We start from the raw sequence: 15,523 nt of genomic DNA, 5'->3' as shown, positions 1-15,523 counted from the left end.
ATACGATGAGGTGTATTCATTGATCGCAGCACCGACCAGATAATCAGCATGATTATCTGGTCGGTAAACGCAGTTTATTTTTATGACACGAAATGGATAATAAACACTACAAATCGAAAAGAAATTACAGCGGTAGTCCTTTTTCCCAACGCTCCCGAACTTCAGCAGGCGACAACGGTGGGAATTTAACACCGCGATCCAGTAACAGTTGTTTTACCTTCAGCGCCCAAGGATAGTGAGGTGATTTAGGGGACATAATGGATAAGCTGTCGTGTACACGCCACGCCAAGCTACTACCGGTTGAAGAATAAGTATCGAAACTTGCGCCCTGCTCAATCAACCAATACACAATTTCGTATTCATTTACATAAGCGGCATAAAGCGCACTATTTCTTTTATTTTGATCTTCTAAATTCAGATCAGCCCCTTTCTCAACGAGTAGCTTAATATCAGCCCACCGTTGCTCATTAATGGCACTAAATATTGCCGGCTGACCACGACGACCAATTGCATTTGGATCGCCCCCCGCATCCAGAATAATGCGAAGCCAATCTGGATCTTTGGCTCCCGCCACGGAATTAACTGCGCTGTCGCCAAATCCGTCTTTATAGTTTGGATCGACACCCAGTTTCAGCGCCAGCGTGACGGCTTTTTTATCCTTCGTCTCATAAATCAGCCACAACAACGGAGTAACACCTTCTTTTCCCTTAATATTCAGGTTAACGCCCTGTGACAGTTGATGACGGGCTGCTGATTCGTCACCTTTTTGAATGCTTTCCAGCACAGCCACCACAGGTGGTTCAAAAAGTTCACTCGCCCGCATACTGTGTCCTCCTGCCTGACAAGCGGTTAATAATCCCAGAATAACGACGCCTACCCATTTTATACGTGCCAACCATTGCATTATATTCCCCTGAATGTATTGGTTATCTTCCCGATATCTTCCTTTTTCTGGCTTTCAATACCCGCAACCACCTGATCCATACCGTGACGCGCAATCGGTGAACCGCCAACAGCGGGAAGCGCCATCATATCACCGCTTGCTTTCGGCAGCCCCCCTCCCAGTAGCTTTGCAACACCGATAACGCCCCCTAGCGCCGCACCGGCGGTTCCGCCAATCAATGCGCCCGCACCGGATAGCAAGCCTGGAATCAAAGCTTTACCGTAGGTTTGCACCATGGTTAATATCTCGCCATCAACCGCTTGTGTTTTAATCAATGATGCCGTTTCTGCCAATGTCGCACCACCACCTCGCAAGGCAGTATTCTCATGTAATCCTGCGGCATTGAACGTATAGCCGGGAAGTTTTGTCGCACTGACCGCTGCAGAGGCTAACCCGCCCCCCAGAGAGTGGCCAACAATAACAGGTGGAGGATTTGGCATCAGATCTTTGACTTGAGTCGCGAGATCCATTGCTTGTTTGTATTGCGCTGATTCAAATCCCATACCCTGAGTGGCGTTAGTCAACCAGTCTTTCACTCCCGTCACCGCATTATTGGTACCCCTATAGGTCAACATGGTTTCACCATTAATCGCTGATTTGAACAGGGCAGAACCAAACCCTGTTTTCTTATCCATAAAATCATTGTCCGTCAAACCAGGAAGTTTTTGGACATCCAGCAGTTCCAGACCAACCGGAGCCTTAGGCAGTTTATCCAGCACGCCTCGTCGAAATTCATCGACCGAATAAACGTACTGAGCCGCCTCAGCGCGCAAGATGCTGTCGTTATTAAACGCCAGCCGTTTTGCCGCATCGGCTAATCCCGGCAGCGTCGCCGCCTCGGTCGCCAACTTGGCGCGCGCCAGATAACGCTCTTTACGCTGGGCGACGGAGAGCAGATCATCAAGAATGGGCAACTCGGCGACCGAAGCCCACTCCATTAATGTCGGTAACAGCATCGGCGTTAATGCTAGTAGAGGCGCGCGACTTTTGGCCGATTGTTCGGCACACGGTTTCACAGGGGACTGATAAGGCGAGTCGCCAATGATTACGTTCCCACTGCCTGCAGCGACCGAGCCGCCACAGCCAATCGCATCACCGATACGCGCCGCCAGCTTTCCATTGATGATGACCGTACCGGAACCCGCAGATATCGCTCGACTGTGTACGCCGTGAGGCACATTCGGGCAAGGACAGGCATGAAGTAAGACTGCATCACTTTTACGGGCTGCGGGTTTGCCATTGATGATGACATCACCACTGCCTTCAATAATTGGGGTGGCAGGAAAACAGCCGTGACCCGCGCAGCTGTCTCCTAAACGTGCAGCACCTGGCATAGTTCCTCCTTAACGTCTGTCTGGCGCATCCGGCTGCGTAGGCTTAGTCGGGTCTTCTGGCGTAATCGACACCGGCGCCGTCCCTACGCCAGCCGCACCACCATCGTTGATTTTCACAATCGTCCCGGAGATCGTGACGCCCGCGCTATCAATCTTGATAAAACCGCCAGGCGCTTTAATCGTCAGAGCCTGCCCTGCTTCCAGCACAATATCCGCGGCTTTCAGATAGCTGTCCGTATTGACCAGAACACGCTGGTGCGCTCCGATCAGCGTCTCTTCAGAGCCGGACATCGTAGTCTGACGGCTTCCTTCAATACGGGTAATCTCTCCCCCACCGATAAAGCGCTTGAACGAAGAGCCAATCTTCTGAATGAAGCTTCGGCCAATTTCCTGATGATGATCCTGACCGATGTTTTCAAAGTCATCTTTGCCTATCGTTCGGTGACGGTGACGATCGACCCGTTGGAACTGATCCTGAGCGACGCTAAGGTGCTGATCGCGCCCCACGCTCTGCCGATGGATGTTGTTGATGACGCCATCCATATCTTTTTGAGCGTGATAGTAAATTTGTTCACGCGTCGCCTCATCTTCAAAACGCAGTTCGTTGAAGCCATTGCCTTTATGCGTATCAGTACGCAGCGTTGTGCGCGTTTTATGTGCGGGTAAAACGTACGGCGTCGGGTTGGTCGCGTGGAAAGTACGTCCGGTGATAATCGGCTGGTCCGGGTCGCCTTCGAGGAAGCTGACGATCACTTCATGGTTGATGCGCGGGATCGCGATCATGCCGTACTGGCCGCCTGCCCAACCCTGACTGACACGCACCCAGCAAGAGCTCTGGTCGTTGCTCGCGCCGTAGCGATCCCACGGGAATTGCAGTTTTACCCGACCGTACTGATCACAGTAAATCTCTTCCCCCGCCGGACCGACCACCGTCGCGATTTGCGGGCCGTCCACCATAGGTTTATACGGCATCGCAGCGCGCCACGTCGTCGTGCCTTTCACCACCGCAAAGCTGTTGCTCATGGTCGTCGGCTCGCCGCCGCTTTCTTCTTCCAGCGCCTGCGGTTGCTGCCCGACGTGCGTCACGCTCACTGTCTGCCATACTGCGTTCAGCGTCGCATTCGGGTGCTCCGTCAGGGTAAAGGTATTACCCGGCATCAGCCCCGCACAGTTGGATTCCCCTTCGCTCGTCACCGCCCCTGACCGCAGCGCATCCAGACGATAGCCGCTGAACGCCTTGCCGCTCGGATCTTGCTTATAACGTCCCGGATAGTCGTAGTGCTGATAGCTTTCGCGCTGGTGCTCAAGCTCACCGCTCATCTTCTTGTGCGACAGCCCATAAGCTGGCGTCTTGAAGCAGTAATCCTTCAGTTCCACTTCGGCGGTGCTCACGCGTTCCGCATAGTGGAAACGTCGCACGTACTCACCTTCACTCAACCCCTGTGTGGCGAGATTGAAGAACAGTTCTGGCCCTTTGGTCAGTGCACCCGCATCGTCGGCAAACACTAACCGATGTTTGCCTTCCTCAAACTCGTGGAAGAAATACAGACCTTCCTCTGCCGCCAGTCGGGTGATAAAGGCTAAATCGCTTTCCCGGTACTGCACGCAATATTCCCGTACAGCGTGCTCGTTACGCAGCGCAAAGGCATAGTCGGTAATGCCCGCCTCCTCCAGCAATGCACCGATGATTGCTTCCGGCTTCTGCGCCTGAAAGATACGGGCGTTGGTGCGTAGCCCCAGCCGCCACATAGCAGGCCGAATTTCCGCTTGATAGCGCGTGCGCCGGAATCCGGTATCGCCCTGCGTAAATCCACTGATCACTCCGCTGACCCGGCGCTTCAGTTCGCCTTCATACCAAATCAGTAGCTCGCACGGCTGGTCCAGTACCGCGCCAAAATCGATATCCGGCAACGCGCTCGCCAGACTCAGCGACAGGCTGAAGGGCCGATTCAGCCCCTCATCCAGCCTGAAATCCACCACCGCAAAGGTGCCTGCCTCCAGGGCGCCAACCTTTACGGTGAACTGTAATCCTGTACTGTTTGCCACCTGTCCTCTCCTTACTGGCCGTTGCCATGGCTACCGCACGCCTCGGGTTCCTCCGGAGCGGTACGTCGCTATCCTGATAAAAATGAAAACCTGAGCTGTGGTCTGAGTCTGCTCACACCACGACTCACATCAGAGAAAAAACAGAAAACCCGGGCAAGCCCGGGTTAAATAGGAATTACGCTTCGACCGGCGCACGCCAGTCATCAGAACCGGACGTACCAGCAACGGTGTGTTCCCAGTCAATTTTGCGGTAGGCCAGCGACACCTCAATCAGTTGGGTGTAGTCCATCTTTGACGGATCCTGGCAGTGTGGCATTTTGCAATCGATGTCCACGATGGTGGAATCGGTCAGTACGGTAGAGAAGAAATGCTCTTGTTTACCTTCAACTGACGTGCGGTACCATTTCAGGGTCACGGTTGGCAGCATTTCGCCAGACGCCAGGGCGTTGTACATCAACGGAACCGCTTTGTTCAGCGCGACAGTAAATTTGAACGGCTTGTGCACGCGTTGGCCAGATGGCTGACCAGACTGCGGGTCGGTCGGTACGGTTACAATGTGTTTGAATTCCTGCACCAGCATTTCGTCTTCGTGGCCTTCCACATAGATGTTGCCGACAGAATCAGATGTGAAGGCACCAGCGGTGATATTGCCCTGAGTTTTACCTTCGATGCTGATATAGCATGGAGTTGGCATAGTCTTGCTCCTTGTTGTTGAAACGGGGAATGGTTAAACGGGTTTAGTAACTTCACCGTCTGTATAGCAATCCCCATGCCAATTTTTATCTTGTTGTTTTTAATGAAAAATAACTTAACTAAAATTCCCCTTAAGCAAAATTTGAGCAATAAGTTGCGCAGACTTCTCGCATCGTTTGCAAACATTGCGCAAAAAGTGATTTACACCAGAAAGTGAGCAAGAAGTTGCGCAGAATGCGCAGTTATTCTGAAAGTTTTTATTAGTGCTGAATTAATCAAATAAATAACCAATTAAAATAGTGATCATTAATAGTAAAGAACGATATATGGCGATAATTTGTTCATTTCCTATAAGAAGATAAGTAAGTAATCACTTTCATTTATGATGAAAAATAGGCATGTAGATCGCGGAATAACAACAAAAAAGCGGGTGTTGCTATCACGCAACACCCGCCTGTTATTGTCATTACGATCTCATTAAACCGTGATGATGTATCGGTTCTACCTTAACTATTCATCAGCTATTTACCACCAACAAATCCACAGTAGATTACTCTGTCTTTCCTGACGACCAGTGCATCGCCAGCCGCTGTCCGGCTTTGATTTCATCAGACTGCATTGTCGCTTCCAGATCGTTACGCGCATGGATGGCTTCGCTCATCCCCTCCGTCGCCGCCATGGCATACCAGGCGTAAGCATGAATACGATTGCGGGATGCCCCCAGCCCATCCTGACGCATCATCCCCATACGATACTGAGCCATACGGTTACCGTCATTCGCCGCCAGACGATACTGCTTCATCGCTTCAACATAATCCTCTTTACCGCCTTGTCCCAGCCGCAGCATCTCGCCATAGGCCAGTTGTGACAGAGAGTCTCCTGCTGAAGCCGCTTTGGCATATTCTTCACGCGCACGCGCGAATTCGTTCACTTTAAATAGCCGCTCACCCAGTTCACGTTGCGCTCGGATATAGCCCGCAGAGGACGCCTGAACCAGATAATGTTCACGCTTTTCATGGGTTGTTTGACTCTGGCTAAGTAAATAATCTGCTTCGCCCGATCCTCCAGATGCAGCACGTTCCAGCCAGTAACGCGCCTTCTGCTCATCCCAAGGTAAGCGCTTACCTTCACGGTATGCCTTACCCAGCCAAAGCTGGGCTTCCGCATCACCTGATGACGCGGATTTTTGATACCAGTTCAACGCATTCTCGCCGTCTTCATGTAGGGCCATCCACCGTTGCGCCTGTGCCTGACCGAGCGTCGCGGCACGGAAATACCAGCGTTCGGCCAGATCGCGACGGATAACCACGCCGTTGCCCTGCTCATAGCGCTGCGCTAGCTGATATTGCGCATCCCGATTGCCAAGTTCAGAAGCCTTCAGCAACCACACTACAGCCTCTTTTTCACCGCCCGCATGCGTCGCATGCCACTGAGCAACAATCAGCTGCGCGGGGGGATAGCCATTCGCCGCTGCAGACTCAAACGCATTCAGGCAGGCTGCTACCAGCTTTCCCTGATGCTGAACCTGACAGTCCATACCGAGCCGATGCCCCGCTTCGCCATTTCCCAGACGTGAGGACGTTCCCCACCACTGGCGGGCAGACGGGCTATTCTTTGGCGCGCCTAACCCGGCCTGATACCAATCGCCGACCTGAAGCGCCGCAGCTGCGCGCATTTCTGCATTTCCGGGGAGTTCAGACAGCCCAGACGCCTTCTGCATCCATTGCATCGCCTCGGTGTACTGGGAACGTGTGGCTAGCGTCTTTGCCAGCTGATATTGCGCTTCACCATTTCCGCGGTTCGCTGACGCCACTAACTCCGATTCAGGCAGCGACGTCACGGGTGCCTGACATGACGCCAGCCAGCAGGCCGACAGGACTATCAATAATTTGTTGTATTTCATCATGGGCTCAGCGGTTTTCCCTTCACGATAATCAACTGGCAGAATTACCCTGCTGCAAACGGTACAAGCGAATATTGAAGGCGCGCAGCTCATCTTCCATACCGCGTAGCTCCGCTGGCGTCAGCGATTGGCTCTTGATTTTACGCGCCTCAAGTTCACGCAGCCGTATCCCAAAGGGGACGTCCGATATCAGATCTTTTTGCATATCGTAGAGTTTTGATTTCAGGTAGGAGATCGTCACCGTCCGCCGCTGACGCTCCAGTTCCAGCAGTTGCTGCAACGTCTCGTTGACTCTGGCACGCGCCTGTTCGTAACCCTGTGTTTTCGGTTCATCACCCTGCTGGCGTTCAAGCGCAATTTGCCACTGACGCTCCATCTCCTTCACCGCCAGCGAATCAGGGTAAAGCTGCTGCATCACGTTTTTCAACCCATTGCCGTACTGGTACAGGTAGAAAGGCGACGCATTTTTCACCTGTTCCAGTTGTGCCTGATAGCGGTTGATCAGTTCGCCTTCCATGCCCTGCAATTTCTGCTCACCCAGAACAATACGCACCCGGCGAATGTCATTATGATCGGGGGCAGTAGGCAAGGCGTACGCGGGCTGTTGCAGCAATGCCAGCGCATCGGCTTTCTGTTCCTGCCAATACTGCCACCCCGTAATAGCGGCGACAGGTAGCGCGCAAGTCAGCAACCCGGAGACAAACCAGAACCAGGCTGGCTTCTGCTTTTTATGCGCCTCAATTTTCAATACCGTCGGTTTCATTTGCCCCTTCTCCCGTCCGATGAGAATGCTACCCGCGGGCAGTGCAGCCTGACCCGAGCCTGATGAACCACCGCTTTGCACCGTCGCACCCGGCTCCATGTCTGAATGAAAGAACACCATAGGCGGAATCTGCATATCCTGTTTTCTCAGCTCCTGATCATCCGACACAATGACAATCTCGGTTTCATCAAACAGATGGGTATAACCTTCGACGAAGTGCAGCAGATTCTCGACGCGGGGAATGCGGCTCAACCCTGAGTTGTGCAGCTTTTCACTCATCAATTGCAGCGCGCGTTCGCAACGATAAACCAGCCGCTTGTGTTCATGGCTGATAGCGTACTGCCGCACCACTTCGCTGATGCGGGCAATGAACCAGTCCAGCATCTCGATACGTGCCCGTTCCTGATGCACTGGTGGCCAGAAGTTATCCCACTGCGTCACGATCAGATTCGCCAGAAACTCACAGCTTTCCGTGAATCCTGTCAATCCAGCCAACCGCGAGCGCGCCAAGGTGAAATAGATCGCAGTCTGGAGATCCACACCCTGCTTTTCAAAGATGGTGGTGGCCATATCGTGCACCAGCATCCAATCCACATCGGGACGAGACGCGTGACTCAACTTGTTAATTTCCGCCCGAAGTGCATCAAACTCCGGCAGCATCCGTGGATCCCGGCCCACTTTCAGGGCTTGTTGTGCATCTTGCATATCACATCATCCAGCAATAGGGAGCCTGAGCAGGCTCCCGAGAGTTAAGTTAATAAAGCGAGTCAGGCAGCGTGAATTGGCTGAACAGACCACCAGCAAACGGGTTATGGCTGGCATCGGTATATACGCGATACGTCATCGCGCCGTTTTCCAGCGAGAAGCGCACATCGAAGGTGTTCTCATTAACCTGCGTCAACTGGTCGCTGTTGATTAACCGGAACATCGCCCACGGACCGCTAAAGCTCAGGCTACGTGGTGAGCGCTCACGATCGTCCGGCACCAGAGTCAGCTTGCTTTCGGCTCCATCGCGCATACTGTTTGGCCACACCAGCGGTGTTTTCTGACGACGACCGTGGCTGTATTCCAGCAGTTGTCCGTCCAGATTGAGTACGCTGCGACGCTTGTTCGCCGTCAATTCCAGCGGCTCCAGAACAAAATGCACTTCCAGGCTACCCTGCGCATTAAACAGGGTCTGGCGGATGCGGGTAGCGCGTTCAAGCTGTTTCACCAGCTCGGCCTGCAACGGTGAAGCCATGCCTTCTTCCAGCATGCCGCTTTCCATCATCGCCTTGAGGTTGGTTTGATAGAAGCTGTCTAGCGTCCCGCCAGTCATGAAGAACATTTCCATTTCCGATAGCGGCACATCCTTGTTCGATGACGGGTCGAAGGGGTAACGATCCGCCAGCTTCTCATTGAATGGCGTCACAACTTTATCCAGCCACTCTTGATTCAACGACGACATCGCAAGGCCGGTCACCAGACTGGCGCTTTCTCCAGCTAATTGTCCTACCCAGCGGTCCAGCGGCGCGGGGAGGCTGCGGGCGTATTGCTGTAAGGCGAAGACCGGATCGGCAAATTTATTTCCCTGCCGAGCCTGCACCGCCTTCAACGCTGCCTGACCTGGGTCGGTCGCGTTGACGATCTGATCGAGGTAGTGATAGAGATCGGTCAGCTTCTGATTAACCTCTTGCACCAATGGCCCCTGCTCACCACGTCCGCTCAGTGCCGCATTGATAGTCATAAACGGACGACCCGTGCGCGTGTTGATACCTTGCGCCGCGTCGTTATCATCGTCGGACAGCTTACGGATTCGGGTGTTATCACTGACCGTGGTCAACACACGCTGGAAGGGCTGATCGTTGCCGGTAATATCCGTGAGAATATCGAGCGCCTGCTCCGGCGTATCGAGCGTCTGCACATCAATGTTCGCCAACACTTTCTGCCACTGGTTGATGTAATCCGTAATGTAGCGATCGTTCACCTGACGCAGAATTTCCCGACGGTCTGCCTCGCTAAACTGCGCACGCTCACGCTGGCCCAGAACCCAGGCGTCCAATGCCGTCAGTTCTAACAGCGCTTTGTCCTGCTTGAGGTAATAATCACTGAAACCGGGATACGTCAGCAGCCGCGGCACACTTCCCGCTTTGTCATTACGCAAGGAAAACACCGGATCAAACGTCGGGCCGACTTCATCACGGATCGCTAAATCCGGCGGCAGCACCTGCGTCGCTTTCATCACCAAACTCTGATAAACGCGCTGATACATCGGCAACTTGCTCAGCTCCTGTTGAGCCAACGTAATCGGCTGATTAAATGGCGCAAAGGTACTGATCGCCGCCGCATCTTTTTGCTCACGGGCCTTATGCCAGTCGGTATGCTCAAGGGCGTAATCCAGATGCTGCATCAGTTGTTCCTGCACATTGCCCTGTGCGGGAAACGCCTTCTGCCAGCGCTGCGCCATAAACTGTTCGACCAGCGCTTTATTGCGTCCTGACGCATCATCCAACATCCGCATCACACGCAGAATCGTCAGCTTTTGCTCGCTATTAGCGGGTGCCTGATTCAAGTCCTCCAACAGCCCCTGCATCACCGCAGGGAGAAAGCGCTGGTTCAGCATTTGCAGATAAGTGCCTTCAACATAAGGCCCAATCTTACCGCCCTGATACAGGCCAAGATCGGCTAGCAGCGGCGTACGTTCGTGGTAATTACCAAAGGATAAGGTCGCATCGCGAATCAAATTCAGACGCGGCAACTGCTGATAGCCATAGCCCGGCTGCCCTTCCAGCTCATTGGTGCCGATAAACGCCTGCGCTTTCGTCAGTACGTTACGCCCGGCCTCTTCATTGACCCGATAGAAATGGTGCCAACTGCCGACCAGCGCCAGACTGGCGAGCAGCATGCAGCCTACGCCGATACTGAGTCGACGCCGACGATAGAGACTATGCATCCGGTTTTCACCCGCCAGACTGGCTTCCGGGAAAATGACGTCAGGGAAAAGACGTTGTACAAAGAACGTATTCGATTCACCGCGCAGCGCAGCGTTAATCGGCTCTGGCAGTTGATAGCGTCGGGAAGCCGACTGCGCAAAGGCATCGAACGGCACCCCTTGTTGATAGACAGAACTGACGTAGACGCCACGGATCAGGAACGCGCGATCCTCGCCCGTCGCTAACGTTTCCGTCAGCACTTCCATCACATAATCTTTCACTCCAGCCAGCTGGCGGACGAACGAGAACAGCGAATTGCGTACACTTCTGTCGGATTGCGTCAGCAGCATGTCTGGCAGATTGTCATTCAGGTGCGTAACCCACTCGTCCCAGAAACGCTCTAATTCCTCCAGCCACCCTTTGCTGTTGCTCGCCTGCGGCGTAAACGTCACGCCTAAAACGGCCTGACGCGCGTCGCGGTTTAACTGGCGATAGACCTTATCGAAGCCGCTCAGCATATCCAGTCGAGTCAGCGCGATATACACCGGTAAGCGCGTATTGATGTTCACCGAAATTTCCTGCAACCGCGCGCGCATGACCTGTGCGTAGGCTTTGCGATCCGCGACACCGGCCTGTGCCAGCCAGGAAATATCCAGCGTGAGAACCAGACCGTTGAGCGGCTGGCGGCGGCGATTTTCACTGAGCCACTGTAGCAGGTGCTGCCACAGTCGGGCATGGCGCAGCCCGAGCGAATCGCCCTCCAACTCAGGCTGTGCGAGTAGCTGTCCGCTAGGATCCCAAATGACGGCGGATTCCCCGACCCAGCTGCTCACCTGCTGGCCTGCCGCCACGTCTCGCAGCTCTGCATCCAGCTTCGGATTCATTTTGTTTGCCGGATTGGCGCGATGGATCAGGCTACTTTTGCCACTGCCAGCCAGACCAATCGTCAGATACCAAGGCATCGCATACAGCGCTTTTTTACCCAACTGAGTCTGAAACGCTTCCAGCCAGCGATCGAGAAACGTCTGCTGGCTGTCGACATACACCTGCAAGGGATCCTGTTCAATCACCTGCTGTTCATGACGTTCCGCACGCATCTGCTGCACGCGACGCCAGACCAGCCAGGCACTGTAGGAGAACGCCAGCCACAGCCAAACCAGCGTGAACACCACGCGGCCCCAGATTCCCTGCAATGGGCGTGACTCGCCCACTGTCAAACGCGGTCCCAGCCACCAGGCCAGAACCAACACCACGACCCACAGTACCGCCCCCAAAAGCAGCCAGGAGGGTTTCAGTTTAGGCAACTGCTTGCGTAGAAAGGTTATGATTGTTTTAAACATAAGTGACCATTCACTCCGAATGTCTTATTTTTTGCGGGATGCCGCCAACCGCTCCACGCGGCTGACCATTCCCGGTTCCCATTGCATCAGGCCCAATTGTTGGCTTTCCTGCCACATGTGCTGATAGTGCTGTGCTGCCAGTGATTTCATCCCTTCTTCAGCGAGTAAATCCGCCAGTACCAACTCGGCATAAAAGCGATCGCGAGGCTCTTTCAGGCGACGCATGCGTTCATCCAGTAACAACATCGCCGTGCCAATGCCTTTCTCATCCCGACAGGAGGCAGCCTCTGTTGCCAGATCGTCCTGCCGCGCACCGCCGCCACCGCGCACTGGCTGGCTGGACTGCAACCACTGACTACACTTCCCAGTCAAAAATGGCGCGCCATCGCTGAACGCCAGTTCACGCAGTTCCGGCAAACGCTGAATAAACGCAGAAAGCTCTTCCGCCATCGCCGTGGCAACCGACGTATGTCCCAGTCTGGAAGCCACCGAGGCAGACAGCATGTGGCCATCAAACCAGTAAGGTGCCAGCACCAGACTTTGTTCTATACGTTCCCACAGCGCCAAATCAGCCTGTGCAAGCGCACTTTGGTATTCATCCACACGGTCTGACGAAACGGGTGCCAACTGCGTTTTATGCCCCTTCGACGACATCGGCGGAGTGGCAATGCTGGACCAGATAGCATGGCGCCGCAGACGATAGCCCATCGGTGAATCAGGATGACGCTCGACCAACAATGCAGCGACGCTCAACTGGGTTTGTCGCCAGCTGCGCTCATCGGATGAATTAATCTCCACCGAACTGACTGGCGTCGAGGCTGCACTGCCGCTGGTTTCACTCCCGCCTGAGTTACCGCTACCGCTCACTGCCGGGGTCGGTTTCGCCGTCTGATTCGCCTGTTCTTGCGCCTGCTGCCGCTGTCTGGCACGCTTAACGCCCTGTACCAGCTCATCCATCAGCGCGGCTTTGTCGCTGGCCAGCTCGCCCCAACGGGTCGCCACCTGCTCCGTTAACTGCTGTAATTGCTCTAGCTCTGCGCTGGATGCAGTCTCCGCAATACGAGGGATCGCACTCTCAAAACGCCGAACAATCTGGATCATCAACTTCTGTTTCTGCACCGGGCTGGCAGGCCAGGCGGTCACCCAGTAACTCTCCAACCAGCTATCCAACAGCATCAGCGCGGTAGAAAATGGCGTCGCTTTAGCCGGGTGCTGTAAGCAGCGCAGTAGCTGCACCAGTACCCGCATGTCTTTGGTTTTGCTTTCCAGTAACGTCAGGCAATAACCCGCTACCACGTTAAGATCGACCTGGTTATGCGCCAGCGATCCTAGCTTGACCAGTTCCGTTTCTACCTTTTCCCAGAGCGGATCGTCAGCCAATACCGCCGCGCGCAACCGCTCATCCGGCAACGAGGTTTGCAGGCGTTTACACCAGGGATGTGCATGCATGAACGCCTCCTCTACCAGTGACACTGCTGACGCAGCGGCGCTACTGCTTCGCCTAACCCTGCGAGTTCAATACGCAGCGCGTGACCGTCTGTACCGTTAAGCACCAGCTCGCGATGCCCAATCCAGCGCTTTAACGCATCAATCGCCACTAGGCCGCGTCCTGACTCCAGCAGCAGCCCGCGGTTACGGATAAACCAACTGTCGGAGACCGTCACACCATCGAGCTGCGACGTGACGGATTCGCCTGCCCAAGGTTCGCTGAGGGTAATGCGCAGATGCGTAATATTGCTGGCACAGCTAATCACCAGCGTATTGCCATCGGCCAGCACGCGGGTGAGCGTCATATCGCCGCTGTCTGCTTCACGTCCCAGTTGAAACGTTCCGCCAGCAGCAGCTTTATCGTCCTGTGGGGACAGCGTACCGGTGCGCTCAGCTTCCCGACCCAGCGCGTCATAACAGGCCAGTCGAAGCTCTGAAGCCGTTTCATTACGGCACTGATCCCATAGCAACTGCCAGGCAGGATCGGGCATCGCGGCGGTTGCCAACAGTAGGGGTGCCATCATCAGAAACATCAATTTACCTCCAGCTTCTGGCATTTGTGGTCAAGGGTACGTTTAGGGATATTGAGGCTATCGGCCACCAGCAGGCGGTTGCCCTGAAACTGACGCAGGCGTGCCTCAATCACAGCCGCTTCATACAGCTGTGTGGCTATACGCAAATCGTGGATATGCTGATAACAATCGTGTTCCTCCGTCGTACTGCTCGTCAGCCGATCGCGCAGTTCAGGCGGCAGCGATGTCAGGGACAGCGCCTCACCGTCCGGCGTATGCGCGCAGGCGACTTCCAGCAGGTTACGTAGTTCCCGCACATTGCCGGGGAAGTCATACGCCACCAGTTGACGCAGGAAGGCACGACTCAGTGGCCCAAGATGCTTTTGTGGTTTGTCTGTAAATTGTTTATCTGCAAATTGCTTGTCGGCAAACTGACCGATGAAGTGCTCGCACAGCAGGCGAATATCGTCCGGCCGCTCACGCAACGGAGCAACCTGCAATAAACACTGACAGAGGCGGTGATAGAGATCCTGCCGAAACACGCCGTCAGACACTTGCTGTTCCAGCGGCTGATGGGTCGCAGCAATCAGACGGAAATCAGAATGAACTTCTTTCTCCGCGCCCAGAGGACGGAAGCTATGCGTCTCCAATACCCTTAACAGCTTGGCCTGCATGGACTGCGGCATATCACCGACTTCATCCAAAAACAGCGTGCCGCCGTTAGCCTGTTCTACCAGACCAATTTTGTTGCTTTGTGCGCCAGAGAACGCCCCTTTCTGGTAGCCAAACAGTTCGCTTTCAATCAGGTTTTCGGGAATTGCAGCACAGTTGATGGCAATAAAGGGTTTGTCGGCACGTTCGGAGCACTCATGCAGCAAGCGCGCCACCACATCTTTCCCTGAACCGGTTTCGCCCTGAATCAGCACCGAAAGGCGGTGTTTTGCCGCCTGATAAATCTGCTGATGCAGCTCTTTAATCACCACAGACCGGCCAATCAGGGTGGCTTCCACCCGCTTTTCCTGCTCGCGACGACTCTGTCCCTCATCCTTAATCTGGCGGAGAGAATCTCTTAACGCGACCTGTTCCCGTCGGGTGTGTGCCAGCTCACGCAACAGCATCAGCTGGCGACAAAACACCTGCGCCAGCCGTTCGCATTCCCCTCGTTGATGCAGCGTTTGCAGGCGCATTGGCGTATCCAACAGCGCCAATACCGCCAGCGGCTTGCCGCTGTCCGACAGCAGCGGCAGCGCGTGAAGCCCGCAATTCGTCCCGACAGAAACCAGCATCTGCCGAAACTCACGATGCTCAATGCGAGCACCGCCATAGAGGGAATCCCAGGTACGCGCCTGATTCTTATGCAGTGCATAAGCCAGCGGGTGGCTAAAGTCATCCACCCCCAGACTCAGCGCCACCGACGTCTCATGCACCCGCCCCTGACAAGTCAGTTGCCTGCCGCTGACATCCACCATACCCAGTAGCATCCCTTGCGGCTGCCAGGCGGCCTGCATCGTCTCCAGCAGCCAGTCGCACAGACCGGCCTCATCGTGCTGTCGGGTGAGTGCGAGCGCCAGTTCGAGGGCATGTTGCAT

General features: G+C 54.6%; 10 protein-coding genes. All 10 read right to left on the bottom strand.

The features are described from left to right. Positions 1-124: 124 nt before the first annotated feature. A complete protein-coding gene (locus DUT67_RS05085; protein WP_113625549.1) occupies positions 125-823 on the bottom strand; it encodes an ankyrin repeat domain-containing protein in 699 nt (232 codons plus the stop codon). 80 nt (positions 824-903) lie between these two features. Next, positions 904-2,277: a PAAR domain-containing protein gene (locus tag DUT67_RS05080; protein WP_048261795.1), complete on the bottom strand. Its 1,374-nt coding sequence runs from the start codon at positions 2,275-2,277 to the stop codon at positions 904-906. A 9-nt stretch (positions 2,278-2,286) separates the two neighbouring features. Next, positions 2,287-4,323: a type VI secretion system tip protein TssI/VgrG gene (tssI, locus tag DUT67_RS05075; RefSeq protein ID WP_113625531.1), complete on the bottom strand. Its 2,037-nt coding sequence runs from the start codon at positions 4,321-4,323 to the stop codon at positions 2,287-2,289. Between the two features lie 175 nt (positions 4,324-4,498). Beyond that, positions 4,499-5,017, bottom strand: a complete 519-nt coding sequence (locus DUT67_RS05070; protein WP_048261798.1) for an Hcp family type VI secretion system effector — start codon at positions 5,015-5,017, stop codon at positions 4,499-4,501. A 549-nt stretch (positions 5,018-5,566) separates the two neighbouring features. Then, on the bottom strand, positions 5,567-6,922 hold the full coding sequence (locus tag DUT67_RS05065) for a tetratricopeptide repeat protein (protein WP_113625530.1): 1,356 nt from the start codon (positions 6,920-6,922) through the stop codon (positions 5,567-5,569). A 28-nt stretch (positions 6,923-6,950) separates the two neighbouring features. Then, positions 6,951-8,387 carry a VasL domain-containing protein gene (locus tag DUT67_RS05060; protein ID WP_039293263.1) on the bottom strand — a complete coding sequence of 479 codons (1,437 nt, stop codon included), beginning with the start codon at positions 8,385-8,387 and terminating at the stop codon, positions 6,951-6,953. Positions 8,388-8,436: 49 nt separating this feature from the next. Beyond that, a complete protein-coding gene (tssM, locus tag DUT67_RS05055) occupies positions 8,437-11,934 on the bottom strand; it encodes a type VI secretion system membrane subunit TssM (protein WP_113632886.1) in 3,498 nt (1,165 codons plus the stop codon). A gap of 24 nt (positions 11,935-11,958) precedes the next feature. Next, entirely contained in the window at positions 11,959-13,383 is a 1,425-nt protein-coding gene (tssA, locus tag DUT67_RS05050) for a type VI secretion system protein TssA (RefSeq protein WP_113632887.1), read from the bottom strand. A gap of 11 nt (positions 13,384-13,394) precedes the next feature. Beyond that, positions 13,395-13,955, bottom strand: a complete 561-nt coding sequence (gene vasI / locus DUT67_RS05045) for a type VI secretion system-associated protein VasI (RefSeq protein ID WP_113632888.1) — start codon at positions 13,953-13,955, stop codon at positions 13,395-13,397. After that, positions 13,955-15,523: a sigma-54-dependent Fis family transcriptional regulator gene (locus DUT67_RS05040; protein WP_113632889.1), complete on the bottom strand. Its 1,569-nt coding sequence runs from the start codon at positions 15,521-15,523 to the stop codon at positions 13,955-13,957. The genes vasI and DUT67_RS05040 overlap by 1 nt, the downstream gene beginning before the upstream one ends.

It is taken from the genome of Pectobacterium peruviense (genome assembly GCF_003312355.2).
In the GTDB taxonomy this organism is placed as follows: Bacteria; Pseudomonadota; Gammaproteobacteria; order Enterobacterales; family Enterobacteriaceae; genus Pectobacterium; species Pectobacterium peruviense.
Note: the sequence above shows the minus strand (reverse complement) of the source record. Positions and strands in the feature narration are given on the sequence as shown.

Excerpts from the sequence above, each read along its gene's own strand:
- DUT67_RS05085 (WP_113625549.1), bottom strand. The coding sequence starts at position 823 with ATGCGGGCGAGTGAACTTTTTGAACCACCTGTGGTGGCTGTGCTGGAA.
- DUT67_RS05080 (WP_048261795.1), bottom strand. The coding sequence starts at position 2,277 with ATGCCAGGTGCTGCACGTTTAGGAGACAGCTGCGCGGGTCACGGCTGT.
- DUT67_RS05070 (WP_048261798.1), bottom strand. The coding sequence starts at position 5,017 with ATGCCAACTCCATGCTATATCAGCATCGAAGGTAAAACTCAGGGCAAT.
- DUT67_RS05065 (WP_113625530.1), bottom strand. The coding sequence starts at position 6,922 with ATGATGAAATACAACAAATTATTGATAGTCCTGTCGGCCTGCTGGCTG.
- DUT67_RS05060 (WP_039293263.1), bottom strand. The coding sequence starts at position 8,387 with ATGCAAGATGCACAACAAGCCCTGAAAGTGGGCCGGGATCCACGGATG.
- tssM (WP_113632886.1), bottom strand. The coding sequence starts at position 11,934 with ATGTTTAAAACAATCATAACCTTTCTACGCAAGCAGTTGCCTAAACTG.
- tssA (WP_113632887.1), bottom strand. The coding sequence starts at position 13,383 with ATGCATGCACATCCCTGGTGTAAACGCCTGCAAACCTCGTTGCCGGAT.
- vasI (WP_113632888.1), bottom strand. The coding sequence starts at position 13,955 with ATGTTTCTGATGATGGCACCCCTACTGTTGGCAACCGCCGCGATGCCC.
- DUT67_RS05040 (WP_113632889.1), bottom strand. The coding sequence starts at position 15,523 with ATGCAACATGCCCTCGAACTGGCGCTCGCACTCACCCGACAGCACGAT.